Below are 25,857 nucleotides of genomic sequence, written 5' to 3'. Positions count from 1 at the left end.
TATCTTCCTCCATCTAATATGTAATATGTTATATAACGTTATATTTAAGCGGCAAATCTCGAGCATTTCCAAACGAACCTGCCCTTTGAACTTGCTTAGCTGCATAATCAGTTGCCATTTCTAAACAACTGTCTATATCTTTATTACTAAAGTACCCAATACTAAAAGCTGTGATAAATGCATCCCCTGCACCCATCGTATCGATTGCTTTTACTTGTTTTGCTGCTTGCTCAAAAGCATGCCCATTATGATAAAAAATTGCCCCAAGGTTTCCTCTCGTTATCAAAATATCGGTCATTTCAAATTTTTGAAACATTTGAACCTTTTCTTCAATAGTTGTCCTTGCTAAATCTCCAACTGAAAAACAGGCTAAATCAATATTCTTAGCAACTTTTTTATAGGCTTCAAAATCAGAAAAGTCTGAAAAATCATAAACAACTTGTGCTCGAGTAATCATTGGCAAGTATTGGTCTGATTGTCCATTGATATTAAAATGGGCCACATCGAATCGATTAATATATTTAATATCAGCTGGGCTTAAATCTAAGCCGTTCTTCAAAACTCCCCCACGATTGCTGTCGATAAAAACGCGATCATTATCCTTCAATGTGACACGCGAATGGCCATTTTCACCAATAATCGTTTTACTATGAGAGAAATCAACATTTAATTTTTTTAAAACAGATTTCGCATATTCAGCAATTTCGTCTGTTCCAAACACGTCTACAAAGGCTGACTCAATGCCAAAATCAGTCGCGAAGTTAGCAAAATTTAGCGCATTCCCTCCAAGATACATTTTTTTCTGGTCTAAATACATATCTACTACATTATCGCCAACGCCAATCACTCTCATATTTTCACCTTCTATTTGGAATCAACTGTAAAGCTGACTTTATTCGGGTCGTAATACATAACTGAATAATAAATTGGAATATCTTGGTCATCATATGCAATGCGTTCCAATTGATATAGCGGTATTCCTAAATTACCGTGAATCAATTGAGCAACTTTTTTTGTTGCAAAGGTAACGTTAATTATTTGATGACTCCGATTTTCAAAAACTCTGTAATCATTTCTCAACAAATTACTTATTGAGGTTTTATCAGAAATTTTCGTCTTCAAGTCCGGATATTTAGAAACGTCATAATAAGCAATTTCATATCCTTCATTGTTCTTTTCAAAATGCATCACTCGTTCAACTTTTAAAACAGCTTCATCTTTTTCAATCCCTAAGTTATGGGCAATTTTTGAATTAGCTTTTACAAAGTTCAAATCAACAACTTTTATTGATGGAGCAATGTGATTTCGTAACATAAAGTTCGTATAACTATTCAGTGATAATAGATTGCGTTTAACTTTATGAATGTTAACAAAGGTCCCTTTGCCTTGTTTTTTCGTCAAATAATTTTCATCAACTAATTCATCTACTGCCCGCCGAATTGTAATTCTGCTAGTGTTAAACTCTTTTTCCAATTCGTGTTCAGCAGGAATTTTACTTCCTACTTCATAAATACCATTAGATATTTTTTTGATTATTTCATTTTTTACTTGTTCGTATAACGGAATAATGCTTTCTTTATTAACCATTTATATCACCATTTATTTAATATATTTTTCACAATCATTCCGGTTAAGTATACAAAATTTTAGAAAGAAAATCCTGTGTCCGAGGATTTTTAGGTGAATTAAAAACTTTCTCAGGCGTGTCGTCTTCTAGGATTTTGCCATCATTTACAAAAATCACTCTATCGCCAACTTGACGCGCAAACCCCATTTCATGCGTGACAACTACCATGGTCATTCCAGTTTTAGTCAAACCTTTCATAACTTCTAGAACTTCTTCGACCATTTCTGGATCAAGAGCTGAAGTTGGCTCATCAAAGAGCAAAGTATCAGGTTCCATAGCTAATGCTCGAGCAATTGCAATTCTTTGTTCTTGTCCACCTGATAGGGATGAAGGATAAGCATCGATTTTATTCACTAAATCTACTTTTTGCAAAAGCTCTTTTGCTTTCTCAACTGCTTGTTCTTTGCTTTGCTTTTTTACGACCATTGGTGCATGGATGATATTATTCAAAACTGTATAATGTGGAAAAAGATTGAAGTGTTGAAAAACCATGCCGATGTTTTCTCTCGTTTTTCTGACAATTTCTGGTTTGATTTTCCCAGATACCGACTGACCATTTACTAGAACCTCGCCACTAGTCGGTTGTTCCAACAAATTCAAGCACCGTAATAAAGTACTCTTGCCTGATCCTGATGGTCCGATAATTACAACCACTTCACCATCATTAATTTTTAGATTAATATCTTTTAAGACTGCATTGCTTCCATATGATTTGTTTAAATGTTTAAGTTCGATCACTGACCTTCATCCTCCTTTCAATCATGCTCAAAACTCGATTCAAGCTCCAAGTTAAAGCTAAATATAATAATGATGCGACAATCATTGGCTCCAATCCTAAGGCTGTTGACCCTCTGACGGTTTGTGCTTCAAACATTAAATCAGCAATTCCTAAGACTGAAACCAATGACGAATCTTTGACGTTACCAATAAATTGATTTCCTAAAGCTGGCAAAATATTTTTGAAAGCTTGAGGTAGGATAATATCTTTCATCGTCTGCCATTGAGACATTCCTAAACTAAGGGATGCTTCCATTTGACCGATTGGCAATGATTCGATTCCAGAACGAATGATTTCTGCTATATAGGCTGCTGAGTAAAGTGTTAGAACCACGACTCCAGTCATAAAATCTGGAATTTGTAATCCTGTGACGATTGGTAGGCCAATATAAACAATGTAAATTTGAATCAATAGTGGCGTATCTCTGATGAATCCAATATATGCTTTAGCTAATAATGAGATAATCCAAATTTTTGAACGTTTCATAATCGCCAAGATAATTCCTAAGAGAAAACCTAAAATAATTGAAATGATGGCTAATTCAACCGTGACTACAACGCCTCTAACGAATAATTGCCAATAGTTTCCTAAAAATGAATAATTACCCATAATTGATACACCTCGCTTAGCTGTCTAATTGGTAGGTACGTTTTTGGCAGCTTGTTGAACCCATTTTTCATAATTCGATTTGTTACTGGAAACGACCTGATTGACTTTCTTGATTAAATCCTTTGTAGTGCTCTTTGACATTGCCACCGCAGCTCCTGAGCTTGCATCTTTATGACGCCAACTAGTCATGGCCAATTTCGGATTTTGTCGTAGAGGAATAGTAGCCGTTGGTACATCGATTGAAAAAGCATCCACCTTGTTATTATTGAGTGCTAAAGCTAAATCCGTTACTTTTGAGAATTTCGTCAATTTTGCATTGGGGAACTTCTTTTCAATCATTGGCTGCTGCGTAGAGTTATTAACGACGGCAATACTAGACTCGGATAAATTATTAATGTTCTTATTATATTTATTCAAATCACTCTTCCTAACTACCAAAGTATTCGTACTACGGAAATAAACTTTTGAAAATGTTGCACCTTTCTTACGTTCTGCTGTAGGACTTAAGGAAGTTACCAACATATCAACCTTTCCAGATTGAACTGCTGGCAAGAGGCCATCCATATCCATTGTTTTGATTTTATATTTAACGCCTAGTTTTTTCGCAATCTTTTTAATCAATTTAACATCGGCACCTTTAGTCTCTTGCTTGCCATCTTTATTAACTTGATATTCATATGGTGGATTGGAACTGATCATTCCGACCGTTAAAGTACCTTTATTTTGAATCTTCTTTAATGATGAACTGCTGCTATTTGAATTGCTTCCACAGGCTGTCATGAAAACTAACATTACCAATAAAATAGAACCAAGATACCAAAACCTTTTTTTCATACTTTAAATCTCCCTTCCAACTAACATAACGTTATATAACGTTATTTATATTGTGGATTATATTCTAATTATTTTTTAATGTCAATCTAATTTTAAATTTCAACAATTATTCTTGTAATCACCGAAGAATAGGCGTTTATAGCCTTGTCAATTTTAAGCCAGCTTCAAATAAGATTAGCCAAAAATTAGACTAATTATCTTAAATTAGATATTTTTTAATTTAAAGAGTATAAAAAAAGGAACCTCAACTTTTACGATGAGGTCCCTTCATCAAGCCCTCATTTGATAAGCAAAAATAGGGCTTGACATATCAATTGTCTAAGTCCTACTTCAAATCAAAATGACGAGCAAGGTTACTAATACATTACAACTACTTTGATTTTCATTAAACATAATTAATAACCTCCTTATTGAATTGTGATTATAGTAGCACTTATTTTTTTATCTTCAAAATCTTTTTGGCACAAAAAAGCGTCATATCAATTCAGATTACACTGATATCACGCTTTCTTAATTATTATTTTTTTAATTCAATGCCTTAAATTCTTGATTCATATCTACTGGGAATTCTTTTGGTTCCTTTTGATTCTTGATCAAGTTATCAGTTAATTCAATCGAATAAACTGTTCTATTGCCATATGGCACGAAGTACATAACTTTGTTCGTCAAATCAAGCACTGTTTGATATTGAGTGTAGCTGGCTTCCCCATCTTCTTTGAGGTTAACGCCACGAGGAATAGTTACGCTATCGAGCATATGTAAAATTGTATTTACCGCTTGCTTGGCATCTTTTGGTTCTTCAGTTGCATTGCGAATAAATGCTGTTCGAACAAAACGGTCAACTGCAGTGAAGCCTCCGGGCAATCTGAACGTACCATTTTGTCCTAAAGGAATAACTTCTTGGTCGCCAAATGTTTTAGCACCAAAGTTAGTTGTTTGAGCACCTAAATAGTTAGCCAAGTTAGTCTTATGCCAATTGTAATCAGGTGTATTCGTCATCACGCCTACTTTATCTTCTTGAAGAGTCAAGCCATTTCCTTCTGGTTCAAGAATATAGGTGGCTCCTGTAGCATCGCTGAAAATCCAGTGAAGTGGTTGATTTTGTCCCATAACGCCACTATTTGATTCAATCAAGTGAACTTGTTTGAGATTTTCTTTCAAATCTTCAATTGACTTGTTATTACCCAAGGCCCAAAGAATAAATTCTTCAGCAACTAAATTGATTTCACCATCTGTTGGTTCTGTTTCATATTTAGCAGCGTGAGAGAAGTATAATTCTGCAGCAGACAATCCGTATTCATTGAATCCATCAGCTACCATATAGTTATTGCCGTATTTAGCACCGGTTCCCATAACGGCGTAATCTGCGGTATATGTTTTATTATCATAGGAAGAAATCCATTGATATTGTTCTGGCAAAAAAGTTGGTCTGCCATTTAATTCAAAGGCAAAATCCATTGTTCTTGCCAAAAATTTTGAGCCGTCTAAAGCTCCTAAACTAAGACTAGTACACATATTTCTGTACTTCCTTTCAGGAATTATCAAAAAGCAATTATTAATTTAATTATTCGCCAATTTAGGAACATAATCAAGAATTTTATTTTGCAGATTTTAATTATAACAATTGAATTTATAGTATGATAAGCTAACTGTGTATACAAATATTCTGGAGGTAAATTCATGACAGTCGACATAAAAAAAGCTCAAGATGTTTACAAAGATGCCGGTGAAAGTGTCATCTTCACAACATTGATGCTAAACCATAAAGATTTGCAAAAAGAAAAAGATGCTATCGCAGAATTTTCCGATATGTCTAATTCGATTATTAATAGTATGAGAATTCGTGACCCCGAAGCTCAAGCTCACATTGCTTGGGGATTTGGATCAGATGCTTGGGATTATCTTTTCCCAGACGCTCCAAAGCCAAAAGAACTAGAAAACTTTAAAGAAATAAAAGGCCCTAAATATACAGCTGTTTCTACACCTGGCGACATCTTCATTCACGTACGTTCCAAGAAAATGGCCGTCTGTTATGAATTAATGGACCAATTTATGGGTATTTTACGCCCTATCACTTCAGTTGAAGATGAAACTCACGGTTTCCGTTATATTGAAGGTCGTGCCATTATCGGTTTTATTGATGGAACTGAAAATCCAGCTGGTATCGAATCAATGGATTACACTTTGATCGATGATGATGAAGACCCAGAATTCGTGAATGGTTCTTATGCTTTTGCTCAAAAATATACCCATAACATGGATGCTTGGAAAAAACTTAAAACTGAAGATCAAGAAAAAGCCATCGGACGTCACAAATTTTCTGACCGCGAACTAGATGATGATGAAAAATTACCAAATGCCCACAATGTTGTTTCTAAAGATGAAGAAGGCGGCGTTGAACATAAAATTGTCAGAATGAACGTGCCATTTTCAGACCCTGCAAAGGATATCACCGGTACTTACTTCATTGGCTACTCAAAAGGTTTTGCTATTACTAACCGTATGTTGAAAAACATGTTCACTCAAAGTGACCGTTTGTTAGATTTCAGTACGCCAATTACCGGTAACCTGTTCTTTATCCCATCTAAGACAACTTTAGAAAAAATTGCTGATGGCGATTATTAATTAAATAATAAATGTTTCCTGTGAAACATTGTTTCATACAAAAAAATAGGAGAAATATGTCAAACAATGACATGTCTCTCCTATTTTTACGATTCATTACTTTTTATTTGGACTAAATCGCCACAAACTCTTTACAAATAGCAGTGATAATAAAACTAGCAACGCTCCCGAAAAGACCAAGGATATGCGTCCTAGGAAAAATCCGGGATCTACGGTCATCTCGACTACACTTAAGAGCATTGAGACTAAAACCAAAAGAGATGTACGTTTCAAAATCATGGAAATCCCTCCCCTATTTGATAGTTCGATTATACCAATTACAAAATAAATTGACCATTATTTAGGAAAAATTAGGTAAATTCCTGCAAAAAAGACAGCTACTCCAATTATTAGAGTTATGTAATAAATTAACTCTTTTTTAGCTTTGAATGAGATACTCATAATTGCTATTCCTAAGATAAACATTATTATCGATAAAATAATTTGCATTTATAATCCTCGCTTGTGATTGAAATTTAGTATACTATGGTTGCAGTATAATGGACTTTTTATAAAAATATTTTTTGAAATTAATAAGTTTTAGAAGTTTATTTTGATTTTTTTGTATAATTATCTTTTTTAACAGTACTTTTATCTTTATACTATATAAGGTACTTCTTTTTTGTAGGGGAAACGTAAATGGCTGTATTAAAACGAGTATTTTCTGATAAAGTATTATGGATTGCCGGGGCAGCAGCAATCATTACTTCTATCTTCATAAGTCCACCGCAATTGATGGACATTAACTGGAAAACATTGGCATCGATACTTTCTATGATGATTATAATCCAAATTTACGATTATTTGGACTTTCTAAAATATTATGCCGCGTACATGACACATAAAGCCAAGACCACGCGACAAATGATCTTCATGCTAGCTTCCTTATCTTTTTTTGGAGCGATGTTCTTAACTAATGATGTTACAATTTTAACCTTAGTTCCACTGTTTTACCAACTTTCTAAACGAATAAAAGTTAATCCTATTCTACCAGTAATTATCATTGCAATGGCAGCAAATTTAGGAAGTATTTTTACTCCGTTCGGAAACACGCACAACTTGTTCTTATTGACACATTTCAACCTTGGCATTAAACAATTCTTTATTATGTCGACTCCAATCACAATCGTAACTTTTTTGGCGGTATTTCTGATTACCAGATTTTTCCCCAAAGATCCAATTGAATTGACTGAATTGCCTGCTGTCGAGTTGAATATTCCTAGTTTGGCTTTAACGGTTGCCGTAACAATCGTAATTTTCTTAGGGATATTCTCCGTTATTCCAATGTGGGGATCTTTGATTGCAGCTTTATTGTTAGTAATCTTCATTAATCCTCATATTTTGCAGTCGGTTGACTATTCGATTGTACTGATTTTCATGTGTTTCTTTATTGCCGTTGGTAATATCAACCGTGAACCAGCAATCGTCAATCACTTGCAACAATTTATTCAAACAAGAACTAGCACTTATTTGACTTCAATTATCACTAGTCAATTTATCAGTAACGTTCCTACGACTATCTTAGTTTCTAAGTTCTCAAAATATGTTCATGCCATCTTCTTAGGCTCGAACATTGGTGGGCTTGGTTCTGTTGTAGCTTCACTTGCTAACTTGCTAGCTTTTAAACAATATCGTTTCTTCTTTAAGAAAAATCCTGGTAAGTATCTCGCAATGTTTGCCATTATTAATTTCACGATGTTAATCATTATCGGTACTATTGGATTCTTCTTAATTGATTTTGGACTATAAACTACCCACTCTTATTTTAAAGAGTGGTTTTTTTTCAAGCTAATTTTTAAAAAAAGTATATACTTTTACTGAGAAAAACGTTTACATAGTCTAAATATTGTTGGATAATTGTTTTAAAAGGAGTTAATTTATTATGAAATTATTATCTTCCATTGTAATTAATTTGATTGGTATTCTAATCATTCTCGTCCCATTATGGTTGATTGGACGCAAGAATACTTCTATTTCGATGAAACCATTTAAAGATGGCTTTTACACTTATGCTTGGGCGTTTGAAAGCAATAAATTAAAACTTTTGCACAGCTCTACTTATGCTAAGGGGTCTTTGATTGGTACGCCTCAGGGGCAGAGATTTGAGATTAAGGATGTTTCTTCTTCTAAGTTTTTGTTTGGGTTTCAGGAGAGGTTTGATTTTGTTACTGAGAGGGTTCAATAGGTTTTTGGGGTTATTTCAAGGTTAGAAGCTTTGAAATGGCCTTATTTTTTTGTGGAATAACCATGGGCCTATTTTTAGATAACCATGGTTTTTCTGCTGCATAGTGGAAACGAGCTCCACAAGCCAGCTACTTCCGGTTAAGCCTATTTCCCAAACTGCTCGCACAGTACGCGAGCACTTCGTGAAATTGTCTTAATCCTCGGTAGCTCCCGGGCTTGCTGCGCTCTCTTAATAACAAAAACCCCAATCAACTTGCCTATATATACTACAAGCAAATCAATTGAGGTTTAATGTTAAAGCCTGAAATTTAAGTCCGTATTCCTCTACCTTCATTTCAGTCCTATGAATTAACAGCATTTTTCTTGTCTCTAAGATTAAAGTTCTTCCACTTGCGAACTTGGCGGCTGTAATTATTGAATGGTGATACTGCATTGATTCTGATCCATTTTGCTACTGGCCACATGGCTTTGGTCGTTGCCCATTTACGCTCTCCGGGTTTGAATAATTCATCATGTGACATATCGGAAATCCAGGAAATCAATTCGGCTACTACGCTTCCAAGTTCTGCTTTCTCATTTTCAATACCGTTGGAACCGTATTTAATATTAAAATCGTGGTACAACTGACGCATTTGATCCCACTTGTATCCGGGAGTTGGGGTTGTAATCTTTTCCCCACCTGCTTCGGCTTTTTCCCATGATAAAATCATATTAATCCAACCAACTTGATATGAGAGCATCTCTCTTGGTGTTTTATCTACTTGATCAATTCTTTCATCAGCGACATCATCGCCAATACCCTCATACTCATCAATGAATTTATGATAACTCTCTTTAATCTGGTCTATCAATTCTTCTGAATTTTTATATACCTGCATGCCTTCGCTACCTTTCATCGATTTTGTTCCCACAACGGGGAAGTCCCAATATCTATTATAGACTCGAAACTGTCACTTTGGGGAAAAAAAGCTCATGATATATCAAAAAAGTAGTGAGAAAGCGTTTTAATTGTGTTATATTAGTTGGTTATGCAAAAAAATCTTTATAAATTGGGGTCCATTTTGAAAGTTAATCGGGATAATTCTGTCCCTTTCGTCACTAAATCAGCTAGATGATTTTGAGTTGCTTTGTCAAAATGTTCAATGATTTCTTTATTTTTGCTCGTCAAATATTCAGTTAATTGCTCCACTGAATATTTTGGTGCTTCATTCTCTACTGAATGAATTTTTGCTCGAGCCCACTTTGACAGTTTGATTTGATAATCCAAATTGTCTTCAACGAAAGCTTGATAATGGCTCTCAACTACAAAAGCTAAAGTTTCGTACAACCAATAGGCACTTTTCAAATCTAATTTTTCTGGTACTATGCGATATGATTCGTCAGTATCATTAGCATTGGTAAAGAACGGTACATAAGCAGAAAAACTTGGAATACCATAAGCTTTCCATTCGATGGCTCGAGAATCTTTTAACTGTAAGATATGAGAATTAGCTGTTCTTGATAAGGAAATGGCCCGATAGCGATTTTTATCTTCCTCATTACCACTGCCTAGAGGATCAAATTTCGTTTCGTTATAATGCGATTTCAAAATTCTTTGGATATCTTCCAATGAAATTTTCTTTTCAGGCTTTCTTATAAATGGCAAGTCTGATGATTCCGGGTCTTGTTCAATTGAAGGATTCAATAATTTTTGACCGTACCAAACACGTGGCGTGTTGTAATGGCGGTCTTTTTTAGTATCTGTTCCGAATATATGACGAAAATTCCAGCCAGAGAAATCAGGGTTCAAATTATACTTTTCGACAAATTCTTCAATTCCAGACGACCAGATATAATTCTTCGAGTCGTCGAAATCAATGTCTTCAATTCCAATCTGATTAGCCGCTACTGCATAACAGTCATCCGGAATTCGAATTGCTACAAAATGGTGCCCTGTGGCAATTTCCATGTACCAAACTTCATTTTTATCGCTGAATAAGACGCCATTTCCTTCAGCCGAACCAAATTTAGCAATCAATTTGCCTAAATACTCCACGCCAGCTCTAGCAGAATCGATATAAGGCAAAACTAAGGTCGTGATTGAATCTTCTGCCACGCCATTTTCAACCAATGGATCATAGGCGAGAACTTTTTCGTTGGCAAACACGCTTTCAGTTGCGCTCATCGCCACATTTTTTTCGTTGATACCATCTTCTTCATACAGGCCTTCGTCTTGATTAGCATCGGGAGACGAAGTGTAACGCAAGCCCTCACTTGGCAATTGAACCGTTAAATTATTGTATGGCGAGACATATGTTTCTTTTCGATTATGAACTTGTGGCTGGACAAAAAATTTCTTAGGCCAATTGGCAACGTAATTATCCTCATTTCTAGCTATGTAGGTTGCTCCATCTAATGAAGCTTTCTTACCTACTAAGATAGAAGTACAAGCAGCGTGTTTGTGTTGTTTCATAGTGCATCCCTCTTTTAAAATTAAAAAATATTATTCACCGAAAATATCTTTTTTCAGTTTCAAAGCTGTTGGCGTAGTAGCTAAACCACCTTCAGCTGTTTCCTTAAAAATAGATGGCATCTGTTGTCCAACTTTGTGCATTGCTTCGACTACTTCATCAGTTGGTATAACACTTGTGATTCCTGCTAAAGCCATATCGGCTGAAATCATCGCTTGAGAAGAACCCAAAGCATTACGCTTTACGCAAGGAACTTCTACCAAGCCAGCCACAGGATCACAAACTAGTCCCATCATATTTTGCAAAGTAATTGAAACTGCTTCAGCTGCTTGTTGAGCACTGCCGCCTTTAGCACAAACTAAAGCAGCTGACGCCATAGCTGAAGCTGAGCCGACTTCTGCTTGGCATCCACCTTCTGCTCCAGCAATTGAAGAATTATTGGCAATCACTAAACCAAAAGCTCCAGCTGTAAACAAAAAGTCAACTTGTTGTTCGCGAGTCATTTTTAAGCGGTCTCTGACAGCTACTAAAACTCCAGCTAAGACCCAGCACTACCTGCAGTCGGCGTCGCACAAATCAAGCCCATCTTAGCGTTGACTTCATTGACCGCTACAGCATTTCTGGCTGCTTCAAGAATCGGTTGTCCGCTTAAAAAGTCGCCTTTTTTGATATAAGCATCCATTTTTTTAGCATCGCCACCAGTTAAACCAGTTACTGATCTAACGCCAGCAATTCCTTCCGCAATCGACTGTTCCATAACTTTTAAATTGCGTTCCATTTGTGAACGAATAAATTCTTTTGAACGGTTTGTATTTTCCATTTCCGTTTGAACCATCAAGTCGGCAACAGAATCATAATCAGCACTCTTTTTAACTAACTCTTTAATTGTATAAAACATTGTCTCATCCCCTATTCAAAGTAAGTGGCATTATCCACGTTGGGCAATGCTTGGAGTTTTTTCAAAATATTTTCCTTGTCATAGCGTTCATCGACTTCAAGTATCATCAAAGCCTTTTCGCCCTTGGCTGTTCTGGTAACGGTCATCGTACCGATATTGATATCGAATTCGGAGAACACTTCCGTTACTTTGGCAATCATCCCAGCAATATCTTTATGGACAGTAATGTATGTTGGCGTGCCTAAACTCAAAGACATCTTAAAACCATTGATTTCAGAAATTTGGATATTTCCGCCACCAATGGAGATTCCGGTAACTGATAATTGATGGTCTCCTTTGACCAAATTGATTTTAGCGGTATTAGGATGATCGACTTTATCGCTTTTAGGTACGAAAGCTACCTTGATTCCTTCTTCATAAGCAATCTTCAAGGAATCGGATAATCTTCTATCGTCTGGTTCCATTCCTAATAAACCGCCGACAATGGCTACATCGGTTCCATGACCGCGATAAGTTTTAGCAAAGGATTCGTAAAGATCGATAGTGATTTTTTCTGGCTTTTCGCCAAAGATATCGTGAACAACTTTGCCAATTCTGGCTGCTCCGGCAGTATGGGAACTGCTGGGTCCTATCATAACTGGACCAATGATATCGAAGACACTTTTGAAACGGATATCTTTCATGATTATTTACCTCGGTTTTTCTTGTTTTAGTGATTTTTTTATATATTATTTATAAGTTTACAATTTTTTTGGTTTGAGGTCATTGTTATTAGTTGGAGTTTTATGGACATTTTAGATAGTTGGAATTGTCTTATGGACGTGTTTTATTATGGGCTTTGTGGAGATTTTTAGACATAGAAAAAACACCTAATCTGGATTTATCTCTGTTATTTTTGGAGATTTTTTGGGATTGGGTGTTTTTTTTGGTTTGGTTTGGTATTTTTTGGTTGGAGATTCGTTTCGTTTTGCTGATTTTTGGTGAAGCGTTTTGAAGTTATCAAGTCTTATTATGTCTAAAATTCCTGATTTTTTGCTTATTAACGGAAATTTGCTTTGGAATTTTGAATTTTTAATAGCTCTAAACTGATTCGCTTCTTTGCAGCATAGTGGAAACGAGTTACACAGGGGCAACTCATTGCGGCTAAGCCTATTTCCCAAACTGCTCGCAAAATGCGCGAGCACTTCGTGAAATTGTCTTAGTCCTCGTGAGCTGGGCGCCCCTGTTTCACTCTCTAGAGATTTGGATCCATCTTAAATGTCAACTTGGACAGCTCCGTTCCTTGTGTTACCAAATCTGCTAGGTGTTTCTTTGTTTCTTCATTATAATGTTTAACTATTTCATGATTTTGCTCTGTTAGGTATTCTGTTAATTCTTTACCTTCCATTTTCACTGCTTTTTGGTCGACTGCATCGATTTTTCTTCTGGCCCATTCTGATAAGGCTTTTTGATAGTCTAGGTTTGGTTCTACGAATTCTTTGTAGTGTGATTCTACTACCATTGCTAAGGCTTCATATAACCAATAGGCGCTCTTTAGGTCCATCTTTTCTGGTGTATAGCTGTATGATTCGTCGATGTCGTTGGCGTTTGTAAAGAATGGTACTTGTGGGCAGAAGCTTGGGATTCCAAAGCCTGTCCATTCTACTCCGGCAGCTCCATTCTTGTCTGAGTCTCTCATTTGCAAGATGTGTGAGTTGGCTGTTCTTGATAGTGAGATTGAACGATATGTTTTCTTGTCGTGCTCGCTGCCGTTTCCTAGTGGGTCATACTTTGTTTCATTGTAGTGTGACTTCAATAGGTATTGAATATCCTCAACTGAAATTTTCTTTTCAGCTTTTCTGATAAATGGCAATTCAGCTGATTCTGGGTCTTGTTCAATCGATGGGTTCAAATAGCGTTGTGCAAACCAAACACGTGGCGTGTTGTAGTGGTGGTCTTTTTCAGTATCTGTGCCAAAGATATGTCTGAAGTCCCAACGGTCGAAGTCTGGGTTCAAGTCATGCTTTTCTACGAAGTCTTGGATGCCATCAGCCCACATGAAGTTTTCGGGGTCGTTGAAGTCAATGTCTTGAATGGCAACTTGATTAGCAGCTACGGCATAGCTGTCATCTGGAATACGTACGGCTACCCATTGGTGTCCAGTAACTACTTCCATGTACCAAACTTCGTCTTTGTCGTTGAATTGCAAGCCATTTCCTTCGGCTGAACCATATTTAGCAACTAACTTACCTAAATACTTTACTCCATCGCGAGCGGAATCGATGTATGGCAAGACTAAGGTTGCTAAGGAATCTTCAGCTAAACCATTTTTAACATATGGATCAAAGGCTAAAACTTTTTCATTGGCATAAACACTTTCGGTAGCACTGACACCAACATTTTTTTCGTTAAAGCCATCCTCTTCGTTTGGTCCAGTACTTTGGTCAGCGTCAAGCGTTGATGTATAACGATAGCCACTTTCTGGATAAGGTGCTGTCATCTTATTATATGGTGAAACATAAGTTTCTTTACGGCCTGAAACAGCAGGTTGAACGATAATTCTTTTTCTATAAATAGCATTCAAACGGTCTTCATTTCTGGAGATGTAAGTTGCTCCATCCATTGAGGCCTTTTTACCTACCATGATTGATGTACATGCTGATAATTCGATGCGATCTGTCATTTTTAAATCCCCCAGTAAATTTTTATTCTTATTTCATTATGAAACTCGTTCAATTAAATGGTCAACGTCTTCTATTTGTTGTAAGAAAAGTATCAATCTGGTATAGCGATACTTATCGGTGTCAGGAAACTTTTCGGCTAGTTCCTTGCCAATCTCATAAGCATTTCGATGTCCATTAACCTTGGTGAAGACGTAGCTTCCATATTCATCCATCTCTAAATAAGATTTTTCAGGAATGTGAACGTGTAATTTCCGGAAAAATTTTTGAATGGGATGATCTTGTTTTCTCACAATGGTAATGATGCCTGCTTTTCTTTGATAAGTTACTTCAGGGTTCTTCTTAAATACCATGTGCTTTAAATCTTCTTCAGTTAATTTAGGACGACGCTTTGCCATTTAACTTACCTCCTACTTGGCTTCTTTTTTAATATTGACCAAAGGTAGAATAATTGAAACGATTAAAACTGCCAGTAATATTAAACCAACGGCGTTGCTGCCAGCAAATCCTGTTGGCGTCTTGTCGCCTAATACGTTGGTTACGTGCAAGATTATTCCGATGAGTCCAATGATTGAACCTCCGGCGATTAATCCTGATGAAAGACTGATACCGCTTTGAACTCTTTTATCTTGTAATTGTTTATCTTTAGTAATTTTTTCAATCAACATTTTAATCAAAGCACCGACTAAAATAATTGAAGTAGTCGAGATTGGTAGATAAAATCCTAAAGCGACAGTCATAATTGATAGTCCCAGCATCCAACAAACGACCGCAATAACGACACCGATAATAATCATAATCCAAGGAAGATTTCCTGACATGATTCCGGTTGTCAATGTTGCAATCAAGTTAGCTTGTGGCATACCAAATGGTGGATTTGAACCGGTAATCTTCAATTGTGGTTCGAGAATTACAGTCATTCCGACCACGATAATGACACCGATCATAGCGGCAATCATGAAATACTTCATCATTTCATTTTTATTGCCACCGATAACGTAATTTACTTTTTGAGTCTGCATGTAGGCACCACCAACAGAGATGGCTGTAACGATGAAGACTCCAAATAATAATAGAATTTGATTATTAGCATTGCTAGTCCAGCCAAAGATGACGAAGACTAAAGTCATAATAACTAAAGAAGCAATAGTCATACCAGATACAGGCGCATTGGAACACCCAATAGTACCAGCTAATCTGGCAGATACGATAACGAATAACAAGGCCAAGATAATTGAAAGGATTCCACCAACGATTGCCATGGCAATGTTACCAGAGATAAAGAAACCTACGACAAAAATTGCAATAACAGCAATCAATAATGACCAAATTCCTAAGAGATTACGATCATCATTGTTGCCATTTCTAGCATTTAAAGTCTTCTTGATTGAAGTAATGATAACTGGAATCAACTTAACGGCACCAACAATTCCACCGCAAAGCATCATACCAGCACCAATATATTTCGAATATGATCCTGCGACTTGGTCGACGCCCATTTGATTGACGGCAACACTGACATCGTTCCAATCCTTAGCATGATTGCCAGCCATTTGGGTAAAGTTAGCAATCAGTGGCGTGATACCAAAATTCGATAGCACTGAACCAGCAAACATTGTCAAAGCAACATCTAAACCAACAACGAATCCGATTCCGGCTAACATTGGATTAACTTCAGTCGACATCTTCCAGCGATAAAACGAATTACCAACATAGGTGATGGTACTGTTAATCCAACCGAACACTTGGGTCGTGAACAGAGTCAAGACTCCACCGATACCAAAGCCGATTCCCATAAATTTCAAGGAATCCCCTCCGGCTTCGGACGCTACTAAAGCTTCTGAAATGGCCATTGATTCAGGGTAGACCAATTTTCCATGCTCTTCGACGACTAAATAATTTTGAACTAATGAAGACGTTCCAATCGCAAAGAGTACAGCCAAGGCCCCAACTAAAACCCCAGCAATGAAATTGATTCGACCACCGATAACAATAATGGCGGGCAAGACGTAAATCATTCCACTGGCAATTGATTCACCACCACTGGACATCCCTTGGAGAAGGTTCTTGCCGAGGATTCCCTTCTTTTTTGCAAAAGCAGCAACTAATCCTGAACCAATAATTGATCCTGGTATCCCTGCAGCAACTGTCAATCCAGCTTTCATCCCTGAATAAGCAGTCGATGCGGCGAAAATCACTGCCAAGATGGCACCCATAATCATAATAATCGAGTTGCCACCATGATTATCTTTATCAGTCACATATGGAACGTATTTCTCCCCAGAAATTCCTCCATATGCTGACTTAGACAGGCTCTTTTTCATACAAAATGCCTCCTACTTATACTTAAAAAGTAAGCATTAATTTAATCGAATAAATTAAAATTCTTTAGAAATTACGCCCTCCTTTTCTCTTTTTCATTCCAATTCCAATGTTAACGGTTGCAATAATTAAAAACAATATCTTTTTGTGACCTTTGTCACATTATTTCGACTAATTTCCTTAAAATATCATTTTTGTTTAATTACCGTAAACACCTGTCTTTGAATAGTATAACAGATTGCCTTTATATCAATCATTAAGAGCTTTCTAATCTAATTAGTAATTCCAATCAATTTCTTAAAACTTGTGAGATAATTTACAAACGTCATCGATTTTTACTAAATATTTAGTTCAAAGTTTTACTCTTTTACTCTCAAAAATTATTTTTTATTGATTAAAACTCATTTTTTAATTAAGTATCAAAAAATGGCAAAATTCTATATAGAATTTTGCCATTTTTATTATTTAATTTTTTTACTCTGCATCTTTTTATTTTGCAATGAATTGTACAAAGAAATAATAAAGAGGATTGCAATTGCAAAGGTGCTTACGGTTGTGATGCTCAACCCAAAATTTACTAGGTCAAATAATCCTAAAAGAATCAAACCAGCAATGGCGAGATAACTGAACCAAACTTTCATAATTAAGCCTTAGGGTCCAAATTCATTTCAGCTTGCTTTGCAGCAACACGTTCACTGATCTTCATAAATGGAAGATATAAGAAAACACCAATTGCTAGGATAATGACTTGTAGGATAACGGCCCGCCAATCACCGGCTGTCGATAGATATGGACCAATCAAAGGCGGCGTTGTCCATGGTACTAAGACGACTGTTCTTGATACCCAACCTAGAAGCGTTGCGTAGTATCCCATCAAAGCACCAATAACTGGGAATAATACGAATGGAATCATCAATGGTAAGTTGAAGACGATAGGATAACCAAAAATCATAGGTTCGTTGATATTGAAAATACCAGGTGCCAACGATAGTTTAGCAACATCTCTACCAGCTTTAACTTTACTGAAGAGAAGAATAGCGATAATTAAAGAAATTGTTGAACCAGAACCACCAACTAAAACGTAGTTTGATACGAAAGAAGTAGTGATGATGTTAGGAATTTGTGCATGGTGAGCATAAGCTAACATATTTTGGTTCATATTGATCAATACCAGTGGATCCATCAAAGAACCTGAAATAACTGTTTGGTGAATACCCAAAGTAAAGAGGAAGTTAGCACAGAAGTAAATGACACAAAAGCCAACAATACTTGTGTTAAATCCACGAAGTGGTTCTTGAATCCAATCCTTGATTAAATTGATCAAATCGGCGTTGAACAAACCAGCTAATAATGCAGCAATCAAAGCAAAGATTGACATCAAAATCAAAGCAGGAATCAAAACGCTGAATGATTGACTAACTGCAGGTGGAACATTTTCACCTAAATTAATCTGTAATTTTTTGATACCAGCTAATTTGATAAAAATAGCCGTAGCCACAAGTCCGACGATGATACCACCGAACATACCTTGTGTACCAGTATTTAGATAACTCATACCACCAGTAACAGTGTGCATGGTCTTACCGTTCATACCAGCTAAAGAAATAGAACCAGGCATCATGATGAATAGACATGCCAAAGACATGGCAGAAGCCGCAATCGGATTATTGAATCCTTTATTACGAGCCAACATGAAGCCAATCATAGGTGCAACTAAGACACCGGCAACGTTCAAAGTACCATTTGATATGGCATTACCAAAAACTTGAACTTTTGCTAAAGTAGCACCCTTGAATAACCAAACGAAAACCGTGTTATTAAGCAATGTACCTAAACCAGCGATAATAAAGACTGGCAAGATAACAGCGAAAGCATCACGTAACGATCTTAGATAAACCCAATTACCAACTGTGACAGAAACCTTAGTGAATTTATCTAAGAAAGAATCATGTTCTAGTTTTTCTGATGTTGATTCACTAGCCATAAAATTCGCCCCCAGAATATTTTTTTACTACTTTAAATCTGATAAATCTGAGCCATTAGTTTTAATAACGTGTTGCAACCACCAATAGCTCTTCTTTGGAACACGTTTCATATCTTTCAAGTCATGGTTAGTTCGGTTGACATAAACCGTTCCATAGTGCTTGTCCATATTGCCGCTGGAACTTGGGATATCAATTAGGCCCCATCCTAAATAACCGATAACTTCGACGCCATCCTCAAAAATAGCATCTTTCATAGCTTGAATATGCTCACGATGGTATTCAATGCGCTCATCGTCTTGAATCTCACTACCATCGAATTCTTCACGTAAACCAATTCCATTTTCAATTGGAAACATTGGGACACCGTACTCGTTGTAAACCTTAGTTAAAATATCTCTAAATCCTAAGGGATCGATTTGCCAACCAAATTCCGATGATTTCAGATATGGATTCTTTTTTACGCCCTTATCAAGGTAATAATTAGGAATAGTTCCTTCTGGAACAAGATCTGAACTAATCGTATCGCTCCTATAATAGCTAAATGCAATAAAATCTGACGTCACTTTTACAAGCGCCTCATCATCATTCAACTGATAATCCATATCAATCTGATGGTTTTTAACAAAGGTCAAAACTTCCTTTGAATAACGTCCAAAGACAAAGACATCCAACAAGTCGCGATTCAAAAATTCATTGATTTGACGAGCGTATAAGATATCTTTGGGCTTTGGAGAAGCTGGATACACTTCGCTATAAGCTAACATCCCCCCAGTCTTGCAATCAGTTTGTTCGTGAATATAGTTAACAACGCCAGCATGAGCCAACATAACGTGATGACTGATTTGATACAATTCATCAATTGTTTTATCACCCTTCAAATAACCAGCAATCCTAAATGCGCCGCTAGTGTGATAGAGGTTTCGTTCGTTAAAAGTAATCCAATACTTGACTCGGTCACCAAAACGCTTAACCATTTCAATTCCGTAACGAACAAAAGCGTCCACCACATGACGTGATAAAAAGCCGTTATATTCTTCTGCTAAGTGCAGTGGCATATCGAAGTGATACAGGCAAATCATTGGCGTGATGCCACGTTTTAGTAACGCAGTAATCAGCTTGTCATAAAACTTGATTCCTTCCTCATTGAAATCCCCATCACCCATTGGATTAACGCGACTCCATGATATTTGGAAACGATAGAAATTCATCCCTTCTTTTGCCATCAAATCGAAATCTTCGTTGTAACGATGATATTCATCAATAGCATCATGCCAATCTGACGCATCCTTTGTGGCGGGTCTGACATCGTAAACCGACTTGCCTTTTCCTCCGATATCAAAAGCACCTTCAGTTTGCATGCTGGAACTCGAGTTGCCCCAAGCAAAATCCTCTGGTAATTCTTCCGTCATATTACACCGTCCTTTCGTTTATTTATCTTTTGAATACGCTTTCATTATACATCGCTTTCGACCTATGTAAATACTTATTTTATAAAAAGTATATACTTTTATTTAAGGGCAGAAAAAGACTAATAAAAATGCTAAACTTAGTAGGAAAAACTATCGAGAAAAAAGAGAACAATTATGGCATATAAATATAAAGAGGTCGCTGACAAATTACGCCAGCAAATAAAGACTGGCAAATATGCGCCTGGGGAGCTGATGCCAGATCAAAATCAAATGGCTCGAAATTTCGGTACTACCCGCATTACTGTCCACAAAGCTATTCAACAGCTAGTCGTTGAAGGGATGGTTTACTCAAAGCGTGGTGCTGGTACTTTTGTTCGCAAAGATTATAAAATCGATAAAAGCGAATTTGGAGTTGTTTCCCCAATCGACAAACCTTTGGGAGCTACCAGAACCAATGAGGGCAAAAAAGTTACCAGTAAAATCGTTGAATTATCAGCCCGCATCCCTACTAAAAAAGAAGCTGAACAACTATTGATTCCAGACACCGAACCAGTTTATGTGATTCGAAGAGTCCGTTACGTCAACAAAGAAGTTTTTGCTTATGAGCACACTATCATGCCCACTTCTATCACGACCTTAACCGACGATATTTTGAAAAAATCGATTTATGGACATTTACAAAGCGAAGGCCTAAGCATTGAGGGCTCTCATCGAGTGGTCAGTGCCAAAAAAGCTGATCAAGATGACATTAAAACTGGCATTGCAAAAGAAATTGGCGAACCCGTTTTAGTCATCAATCAATTAAGCTATCTTGATGATGGTCAACCATTTGAAATTTCTGAATCGCATTTCCCTTATGAGCACAGTCAAATAATCGCTGATGTCACATTATAAAAAATACTCCACAACACTTAGATTCTTCATCTAAATGTTATGGAGTATTTTTAATATGTATTGTTGCTGTAATAAGTCTTATCTAATCCATAAGTCTTATAATCAGTATTATCTTCATCATTGAAGAACGATTTATTTTTCGCATTCAATTTGGTTTCCGTGTTGTCTAATGTAGCTGAATCAAGTCCTAAATTAGCACGTAACTTATCTGAAGCCTGTTGGAGCGTTTGCGTAGGCAAAACTTGATACGAACTTTGATTGATCCAAGCCGTCTGTCCTTGCAGCTGATTGAAGCTCATCGATTTAGAAGCATTATGATACTTCAAAATAATCTGGTCGATTTGACTAGTCGTTAAATCAGTATTGATATCTGAACCTAACGATTTAATCAAATCAGGCAATTTAGCAAGATACTTAGGCTGCTCAAGTTTTTTGACGACCGCCTTTAAAATTTGTTGCTGACGAATTTGACGACCATAATCTCCACGTGGGTCTTGATACCTCATCCGTGCATAAGTTAAAGCTTGTTTGCCATTTAAGTGATGCGTTCCTTTAGGAATCGTTATCCCATCAAATGACACATTGAGATCACTCTTGACAGTCACGCCACCGACGAAGTCAACTGTTTTTTCTAAGGCTTTCATATTGATGGCTACATGATAATCAACTGGAACGCCTAAGAAACTGCCCACTGTCTTTTTAGCCATCGTTGCCAAACCAATATTATAAGCAGCATTGATTTTTTGAACATTCTTTTCCTTATCTCCGACCATTTCAGCTAGAGCATCACGAGGAATCGAATAGGCAACAGTCTTTTTCTTAGCTGGATTCAAGGTCAAAAGCATCATCGTATCAGAATTCCCTCGATCGACTCGGCCATCAGTTCCTGTATCGGCCCCCAATAAAAGAATTGAAAAAGGCTTACCCTGATTGATTTTCTTGGAAACACTGGAGTTAGCTGTATTCAATGAATTTAGCGATTGTTGGGTTTTATAAACAAAAACTCCACCAATTGCTAAAGCCACTAAAACAACTGCTCCGAATAATATAGAAATAATTTTTAATTTTTTCATATTGTTTTCCTTATATTTTAGTAAACTTCATTATAAATCACACCCTTCTATATCGGCAAATTTCAAAAAGAGACATTTTGCCATAATATCGCTTTCATATAATAAATAGCAATGTTACGCTCGCTTTAGGAAAAATTTAAGGAAGTGAGCTCATGTCAAAATTAGCACAAGCACTGATTGTTCTCGATTTTCAAAAAGCACTTCAATATAGTTATGACTTTAAAGGATTGCTCAAAAAAGTTAATGACCGTATTACTTTATATCGACAAGCTAATTTACCAATTATTTTTGTACAACATCATGATCAAAACGTTGTTCATGACAGTGATCTATGGAAGTTCCCCAAAGAATTGGACAAACAAAAAGAAGACCTAATCGTAGAAAAATCTCACGACAATGCCTTCTTTAAAACGAATTTGAATGAACTGTTGATGCAAAATAGTATTCGGACCCTTGAAATTTGTGGTGCACAGACAGAATATACCTGTAATGCCACTATCGTCATGGCACATGGATTAGGTTACAAGATTTTAATGGAGCACGATATGACGACAACTTTTGACAACGATTATTTAACAGCTGAAGATACGATTTCATTTTTTGAAGAACTTTGGAGCAAGCGTTTTGTTGAGTTCCAATAAAAAGTAAAAAAGCCGCTCAATTCGGCTTTTTTGACTCGTTATGCATAAGTTGCTCCACTGTGAATCAGTTCGTAACCATTCAAATTCAAATCGCCTAAAATTTGATTGATTACTCTGTCAGGAAATTCTGCTCGGTCTTTATGAACTAAATAGAATTTGGATAAGTCATCTGAAATAATCCAATGTCCAATCTCGGTTAGCTCTGGATAGTCGTTAGGATTGAAGTCGACTGACCGGTCGAAATCGATTGTGATTATCTCACCGTCGTCCCATCTAAAAAATTTACTCGTCACTGGTAAATTTATCATCATCACGCACCCTTTCATCTTAATGTAACCGTTTCCATGAACCATATTAACACCTTTTGAGCAGAAAAAAAGCGTGAATCTTATTTTGCAGATTCACGCCAAAAATAATTTTTTACATAAACTTCTCTAAAGCCATGCGGAACTTAGCTTCTGGTTGGTAACCAACGAGACGTCCGACAACATTGCCGTCTTTTTTAACGATAAATGTTGGGATTCCTTGAATACCGAAATTATTAGGAGTATCAGGGTTGTGATCAACGTTCATAGAAGTGAACTTAATCTTATCCCCTAACTCATCTTTTGAAGATAGCTTCTCCAGAATTGGGTTCATCATTTTACATGGAGGACACCAATCAGCATTAAAATCAGTGATTACAAGTCCCTCTTTTGTCTCGTCATTGAATGTCTTATCAGATAATTCTGTAATATTAGCCATCATTCAATCTCCTTCTCATATCTTTATACTGATAATATACCCCCTAGGGTAAAATGACGCAACTATTTTGATTTTATAGGACCCTGTGGAAAAATAAAGCAATTATTTGCTACCCGTTACCCATATGGGTATAATTGTAACAACAAATCAAATTGGGAGGTTAATTATGGCACAAACACAAGAAGAAATCGCAAGCAAAAAAATCGTCAGTCGTCTAAAAAGATCCCGCGGCCAATTAGACGCCGTATTAAGAATGATGGACGAAGAAAAACCCTGTACCGACGTTTTAATGCAATTATCAGCAGTTAAATCAAGCGTTGATAAAGCGATGAAGTTAGTGATCGCCCAAAATATTAGGAAGAACTCAAATTGTCATGATGAAAAACAATTGGAAGAATTGCAGAAGTCATTGGATTTGATGTTGAAAACAAAATAGAGAGCGGAGCAGGGGCGCTCAGCCCACGAGGATTAAGACAATTTCACAAATTGCTCGCGCACCTTGCGAGCGATTCGTGAAATAGGCTTAACCGGAATGGGTTGCCCCTGTGTAGCTCGTTTCCACTATAAAACTAAAACCAGTGGTTATTAACAAAATAACGCATGGTTATATAAATATATAATTTAAACAGTAAAAACAAGCGGCAGCAACCCTAAAGAGGTTACCACCGCTATTTTTATACAATAAATCTCAACTCTTATTCATCATAATATCCAAAATAACCGGATCAGTCTCCTTCAACCCCTGACTACCCAGTTCACCAATCCCCCGAATAGTCTCATCAACATCGTTGCAAACCAATCCATTGCTACTAGGAACAACAATCCCCTTCATAGCCAATTTCATCCCACGATACATCGAAGAAACCGAGCTAGCAACTTTCATTGCACAAGAACAGCCTGCCCCATCGCAGACCATCCCTACCGAATCTCCTGCCATATTCTTGATTGACATAGAAGCAGTTTCAAAGTCACCGCCTAACAAATAACAAGCACCAACGCTTGCACCCATAGCAGCTGAATCTGCCGCGCAAAAGGCTGAAAGCACTGGCAAAAAAGCGTGAATGTAAATTGCCGTCAGATGCGATAAAGTTAAAGCCCGAATCAATTTTTCCTCAGAAGAATTATTTTCTTTAGCCACGACCCAAACGGGAACTGTCGCTGAAATCCCTTGATTTCCAGAACCAGAATTGGACATTGCTGGTAAAGTTGCACCACCCATTCGAGCATCTGAAGCAGCAACGGTATAAGTCAAAATTTGATTTTCCAAAGTAGCTTTCCCAGAATCTTCAACTAATGAGCGGCCTAAGTTCATCCCATATGAATTCGTCAAGCCTTCTTTTGACAAAGCCACGTTTAAATCAGCGGATTTTTTCATGAAGGCAATTTTTTCTAGTGGAATTTCCATTGCAAAATCCCAGATATTTTCGAATTTTTGCGTCTGCATGTAAAGTTTCAAAGCTGATTTAGCATGAGGCTTAGGACGATCTTTTTCATATAATATTTGGTCATTTTTAACTATTTTAAAAATATTCGTGTGGTCATCGGCAATATAAACTGTCACGCTATCTTTACCACTGACAACTGTCACATCAACATACAAATCATCATCAACTTTAGCTAAGCTAACTTTGACTTTTCCCGAATGTGCTAAGGTTTTGATTTCTGGCAGGTCACTATTTTTTATCTTAGAAATAACTTTTAACTTGGCATTGGGGTTACCAACTAGAGCACCAGCTGAAGCGGCAATTTGCAGGCCTGGCTCTTTAGTTCCTGGAACCATGACGGCCATTGCATTTTTCATGATATTTAAAGAAACATGCACGTCGATTTTATCTACTTTTTTAGATGGCAGATATTTTGCACAGACGGCCGCTCCATATGCTACGGCTACCGGTTCAGTACAACCAGTTGCTGGTACTACTCCTTCGTGCAGTGCTTCAATAAACTTTTCAAATTCTCGCTTCATTGTTAAAACCTCGCAGTCTAATTACTTTTGTTTATTTTTGTAATCGCTTTCAGTATAACAATTGTTGGGAGATTTGGGAATGTTGATTTTTAACTCATAAGACTAAACAAAAAATCACT

At 36.7% G+C, this 25,857-nt stretch carries 26 protein-coding genes and 1 pseudogene; 6 read left to right on the top strand and 21 right to left on the bottom strand.

The features are described from left to right. Positions 1-28: 28 nt before the first annotated feature. The 6 genes from FHL06_RS06435 to FHL06_RS06410 form a co-directional block, all read right to left on the bottom strand. Complete coding sequence (locus FHL06_RS06435) at positions 29-853, bottom strand: PfkB family carbohydrate kinase (protein ID WP_153385406.1); 825 nt, start codon at positions 851-853, stop codon at positions 29-31. Positions 854-864: 11 nt separating this feature from the next. Next, on the bottom strand, positions 865-1,587 hold the full coding sequence (locus FHL06_RS06430) for a GntR family transcriptional regulator (RefSeq protein ID WP_153385405.1): 723 nt from the start codon (positions 1,585-1,587) through the stop codon (positions 865-867). A gap of 43 nt (positions 1,588-1,630) precedes the next feature. After that, the gene (locus tag FHL06_RS06425; protein WP_162000150.1) at positions 1,631-2,365 is read right to left on the bottom strand and encodes an ATP-binding cassette domain-containing protein; all 735 of its coding nucleotides are present in this window, start codon (positions 2,363-2,365) and stop codon (positions 1,631-1,633) included. Then, positions 2,352-3,014, bottom strand: a complete 663-nt coding sequence (locus FHL06_RS06420; RefSeq protein WP_153385404.1) for an amino acid ABC transporter permease — start codon at positions 3,012-3,014, stop codon at positions 2,352-2,354. The genes FHL06_RS06425 and FHL06_RS06420 overlap by 14 nt, the downstream gene beginning before the upstream one ends. Positions 3,015-3,038: 24 nt before the next feature. Continuing rightward, the gene (locus tag FHL06_RS06415) at positions 3,039-3,848 is read right to left on the bottom strand and encodes a transporter substrate-binding domain-containing protein (protein WP_153385403.1); all 810 of its coding nucleotides are present in this window, start codon (positions 3,846-3,848) and stop codon (positions 3,039-3,041) included. Positions 3,849-4,373: 525 nt separating this feature from the next. Further along, on the bottom strand, positions 4,374-5,363 hold the full coding sequence (locus FHL06_RS06410; protein WP_153385402.1) for a choloylglycine hydrolase family protein: 990 nt from the start codon (positions 5,361-5,363) through the stop codon (positions 4,374-4,376). A 165-nt stretch (positions 5,364-5,528) separates the two neighbouring features. On the opposite strand from FHL06_RS06410, the gene FHL06_RS06405 reads away from it, so the two are divergent. Then, on the top strand, positions 5,529-6,473 hold the full coding sequence (locus FHL06_RS06405) for a Dyp-type peroxidase (RefSeq protein ID WP_153385401.1): 945 nt from the start codon (positions 5,529-5,531) through the stop codon (positions 6,471-6,473). Between the two features lie 336 nt (positions 6,474-6,809). Here the strand turns inward: FHL06_RS06405 and FHL06_RS15115 are convergent, their stop codons facing one another. Further along, positions 6,810-6,962 (bottom strand): DUF6095 family protein, encoded by a 153-nt coding sequence (locus FHL06_RS15115; RefSeq protein WP_420360960.1) that lies wholly within the window; start codon positions 6,960-6,962, stop codon positions 6,810-6,812. 189 nt (positions 6,963-7,151) lie between these two features. Between FHL06_RS15115 and FHL06_RS06400 the strand changes: the two genes are divergently transcribed. Both FHL06_RS06400 and FHL06_RS06395 read left to right on the top strand, forming a co-directional pair. Beyond that, on the top strand, positions 7,152-8,261 hold the full coding sequence (locus FHL06_RS06400) for an SLC13 family permease (protein WP_153385400.1): 1,110 nt from the start codon (positions 7,152-7,154) through the stop codon (positions 8,259-8,261). A gap of 133 nt (positions 8,262-8,394) precedes the next feature. After that, complete coding sequence (locus tag FHL06_RS06395; protein ID WP_153385399.1) at positions 8,395-8,697, top strand: hypothetical protein; 303 nt, start codon at positions 8,395-8,397, stop codon at positions 8,695-8,697. Between the two features lie 340 nt (positions 8,698-9,037). Here the strand turns inward: FHL06_RS06395 and FHL06_RS06390 are convergent, their stop codons facing one another. The 10 genes and pseudogenes from FHL06_RS06390 to FHL06_RS06345 form a co-directional block, all read right to left on the bottom strand. Continuing rightward, positions 9,038-9,592 carry a ClbS/DfsB family four-helix bundle protein gene (locus FHL06_RS06390; RefSeq protein ID WP_153385398.1) on the bottom strand — a complete coding sequence of 185 codons (555 nt, stop codon included), beginning with the start codon at positions 9,590-9,592 and terminating at the stop codon, positions 9,038-9,040. A gap of 146 nt (positions 9,593-9,738) precedes the next feature. Next, on the bottom strand, positions 9,739-11,148 hold the full coding sequence (locus tag FHL06_RS06385; protein ID WP_153385397.1) for a C69 family dipeptidase: 1,410 nt from the start codon (positions 11,146-11,148) through the stop codon (positions 9,739-9,741). Between the two features lie 30 nt (positions 11,149-11,178). Continuing rightward, positions 11,179-12,044 (bottom strand): annotated as a pseudogene (sdaAA, locus tag FHL06_RS06380) (L-serine ammonia-lyase, iron-sulfur-dependent, subunit alpha). A gap of 11 nt (positions 12,045-12,055) precedes the next feature. Further along, positions 12,056-12,727, bottom strand: coding sequence for an L-serine ammonia-lyase, iron-sulfur-dependent subunit beta (sdaAB, locus tag FHL06_RS06375; RefSeq protein ID WP_153385396.1), 672 nt, complete (start codon positions 12,725-12,727; stop codon positions 12,056-12,058). A gap of 551 nt (positions 12,728-13,278) precedes the next feature. Further along, a complete protein-coding gene (locus tag FHL06_RS06370; RefSeq protein WP_153385395.1) occupies positions 13,279-14,706 on the bottom strand; it encodes a C69 family dipeptidase in 1,428 nt (475 codons plus the stop codon). 36 nt (positions 14,707-14,742) lie between these two features. Beyond that, positions 14,743-15,102, bottom strand: coding sequence for a PqqD family peptide modification chaperone (locus tag FHL06_RS06365; protein WP_153385394.1), 360 nt, complete (start codon positions 15,100-15,102; stop codon positions 14,743-14,745). Between the two features lie 12 nt (positions 15,103-15,114). Continuing rightward, entirely contained in the window at positions 15,115-17,028 is a 1,914-nt protein-coding gene (locus FHL06_RS06360; RefSeq protein WP_153385393.1) for an OPT/YSL family transporter, read from the bottom strand. Between the two features lie 459 nt (positions 17,029-17,487). Beyond that, a complete protein-coding gene (locus tag FHL06_RS06355) occupies positions 17,488-17,667 on the bottom strand; it encodes a hypothetical protein (RefSeq protein WP_153385392.1) in 180 nt (59 codons plus the stop codon). Between the two features lie 2 nt (positions 17,668-17,669). After that, positions 17,670-19,010, bottom strand: coding sequence for a PTS sugar transporter subunit IIC (locus FHL06_RS06350; protein WP_153385391.1), 1,341 nt, complete (start codon positions 19,008-19,010; stop codon positions 17,670-17,672). A 27-nt stretch (positions 19,011-19,037) separates the two neighbouring features. Next, positions 19,038-20,420, bottom strand: a complete 1,383-nt coding sequence (locus FHL06_RS06345) for a glycoside hydrolase family 1 protein (protein WP_153385390.1) — start codon at positions 20,418-20,420, stop codon at positions 19,038-19,040. A 174-nt stretch (positions 20,421-20,594) separates the two neighbouring features. Between FHL06_RS06345 and FHL06_RS06340 the strand changes: the two genes are divergently transcribed. Further along, entirely contained in the window at positions 20,595-21,314 is a 720-nt protein-coding gene (locus tag FHL06_RS06340) for a GntR family transcriptional regulator (protein ID WP_153385389.1), read from the top strand. Positions 21,315-21,364: 50 nt separating this feature from the next. On the opposite strand, the gene FHL06_RS06335 is transcribed toward FHL06_RS06340, so the two are convergent. Further along, positions 21,365-22,387 carry an LCP family protein gene (locus FHL06_RS06335; RefSeq protein ID WP_153385388.1) on the bottom strand — a complete coding sequence of 341 codons (1,023 nt, stop codon included), beginning with the start codon at positions 22,385-22,387 and terminating at the stop codon, positions 21,365-21,367. A gap of 152 nt (positions 22,388-22,539) precedes the next feature. On the opposite strand from FHL06_RS06335, the gene FHL06_RS06330 reads away from it, so the two are divergent. Then, on the top strand, positions 22,540-23,028 hold the full coding sequence (locus FHL06_RS06330; protein ID WP_153385387.1) for an isochorismatase family protein: 489 nt from the start codon (positions 22,540-22,542) through the stop codon (positions 23,026-23,028). A 38-nt stretch (positions 23,029-23,066) separates the two neighbouring features. Here the strand turns inward: FHL06_RS06330 and FHL06_RS06325 are convergent, their stop codons facing one another. Together FHL06_RS06325 and FHL06_RS06320 are read right to left on the bottom strand one after the other, a co-directional pair. Further along, on the bottom strand, positions 23,067-23,336 hold the full coding sequence (locus tag FHL06_RS06325) for a hypothetical protein (protein WP_153385386.1): 270 nt from the start codon (positions 23,334-23,336) through the stop codon (positions 23,067-23,069). Between the two features lie 112 nt (positions 23,337-23,448). Beyond that, on the bottom strand, positions 23,449-23,772 hold the full coding sequence (locus FHL06_RS06320; protein ID WP_153385385.1) for a thioredoxin family protein: 324 nt from the start codon (positions 23,770-23,772) through the stop codon (positions 23,449-23,451). 166 nt (positions 23,773-23,938) lie between these two features. On the opposite strand from FHL06_RS06320, the gene FHL06_RS06315 reads away from it, so the two are divergent. After that, on the top strand, positions 23,939-24,208 hold the full coding sequence (locus FHL06_RS06315; RefSeq protein WP_153385384.1) for a metal-sensing transcriptional repressor: 270 nt from the start codon (positions 23,939-23,941) through the stop codon (positions 24,206-24,208). Between the two features lie 252 nt (positions 24,209-24,460). On the opposite strand, the gene FHL06_RS06310 is transcribed toward FHL06_RS06315, so the two are convergent. Continuing rightward, on the bottom strand, positions 24,461-25,738 hold the full coding sequence (locus tag FHL06_RS06310) for an L-cysteine desulfidase family protein (protein ID WP_153385383.1): 1,278 nt from the start codon (positions 25,736-25,738) through the stop codon (positions 24,461-24,463). Positions 25,739-25,857 lie beyond the last annotated feature (119 nt).

Origin of the sequence: Companilactobacillus halodurans (assembly GCF_009600985.1) — a bacterium.
GTDB lineage: Bacteria > Bacillota > Bacilli > Lactobacillales > Lactobacillaceae > Companilactobacillus > Companilactobacillus halodurans.
This window is presented reverse-complemented; position numbering and strand designations above follow the sequence as displayed.

Coding starts and splice junctions, on each gene's coding strand:
- FHL06_RS06435 (WP_153385406.1), bottom strand. CDS start 853: ATGAGAGTGATTGGCGTTGGCGATAATGTAGTAGATATGTATTTAGAC.
- FHL06_RS06430 (WP_153385405.1), bottom strand. CDS start 1,587: ATGGTTAATAAAGAAAGCATTATTCCGTTATACGAACAAGTAAAAAAT.
- FHL06_RS06420 (WP_153385404.1), bottom strand. CDS start 3,014: ATGGGTAATTATTCATTTTTAGGAAACTATTGGCAATTATTCGTTAGA.
- FHL06_RS06415 (WP_153385403.1), bottom strand. CDS start 3,848: ATGAAAAAAAGGTTTTGGTATCTTGGTTCTATTTTATTGGTAATGTTA.
- FHL06_RS06410 (WP_153385402.1), bottom strand. CDS start 5,363: ATGTGTACTAGTCTTAGTTTAGGAGCTTTAGACGGCTCAAAATTTTTG.
- FHL06_RS06405 (WP_153385401.1), top strand. CDS start 5,529: ATGACAGTCGACATAAAAAAAGCTCAAGATGTTTACAAAGATGCCGGT.
- FHL06_RS15115 (WP_420360960.1), bottom strand. CDS start 6,962: ATGCAAATTATTTTATCGATAATAATGTTTATCTTAGGAATAGCAATT.
- FHL06_RS06400 (WP_153385400.1), top strand. CDS start 7,152: ATGGCTGTATTAAAACGAGTATTTTCTGATAAAGTATTATGGATTGCC.
- FHL06_RS06395 (WP_153385399.1), top strand. CDS start 8,395: ATGAAATTATTATCTTCCATTGTAATTAATTTGATTGGTATTCTAATC.
- FHL06_RS06390 (WP_153385398.1), bottom strand. CDS start 9,592: ATGAAAGGTAGCGAAGGCATGCAGGTATATAAAAATTCAGAAGAATTG.
- FHL06_RS06385 (WP_153385397.1), bottom strand. CDS start 11,148: ATGAAACAACACAAACACGCTGCTTGTACTTCTATCTTAGTAGGTAAG.
- sdaAB (WP_153385396.1), bottom strand. CDS start 12,727: ATGAAAGATATCCGTTTCAAAAGTGTCTTCGATATCATTGGTCCAGTT.
- FHL06_RS06370 (WP_153385395.1), bottom strand. CDS start 14,706: ATGACAGATCGCATCGAATTATCAGCATGTACATCAATCATGGTAGGT.
- FHL06_RS06365 (WP_153385394.1), bottom strand. CDS start 15,102: ATGGCAAAGCGTCGTCCTAAATTAACTGAAGAAGATTTAAAGCACATG.
- FHL06_RS06360 (WP_153385393.1), bottom strand. CDS start 17,028: ATGAAAAAGAGCCTGTCTAAGTCAGCATATGGAGGAATTTCTGGGGAG.
- FHL06_RS06355 (WP_153385392.1), bottom strand. CDS start 17,667: ATGAAAGTTTGGTTCAGTTATCTCGCCATTGCTGGTTTGATTCTTTTA.
- FHL06_RS06350 (WP_153385391.1), bottom strand. CDS start 19,010: ATGGCTAGTGAATCAACATCAGAAAAACTAGAACATGATTCTTTCTTA.
- FHL06_RS06345 (WP_153385390.1), bottom strand. CDS start 20,420: ATGACGGAAGAATTACCAGAGGATTTTGCTTGGGGCAACTCGAGTTCC.
- FHL06_RS06340 (WP_153385389.1), top strand. CDS start 20,595: ATGGCATATAAATATAAAGAGGTCGCTGACAAATTACGCCAGCAAATA.
- FHL06_RS06335 (WP_153385388.1), bottom strand. CDS start 22,387: ATGAAAAAATTAAAAATTATTTCTATATTATTCGGAGCAGTTGTTTTA.
- FHL06_RS06330 (WP_153385387.1), top strand. CDS start 22,540: ATGTCAAAATTAGCACAAGCACTGATTGTTCTCGATTTTCAAAAAGCA.
- FHL06_RS06325 (WP_153385386.1), bottom strand. CDS start 23,336: ATGATAAATTTACCAGTGACGAGTAAATTTTTTAGATGGGACGACGGT.
- FHL06_RS06320 (WP_153385385.1), bottom strand. CDS start 23,772: ATGGCTAATATTACAGAATTATCTGATAAGACATTCAATGACGAGACA.
- FHL06_RS06315 (WP_153385384.1), top strand. CDS start 23,939: ATGGCACAAACACAAGAAGAAATCGCAAGCAAAAAAATCGTCAGTCGT.
- FHL06_RS06310 (WP_153385383.1), bottom strand. CDS start 25,738: ATGAAGCGAGAATTTGAAAAGTTTATTGAAGCACTGCACGAAGGAGTA.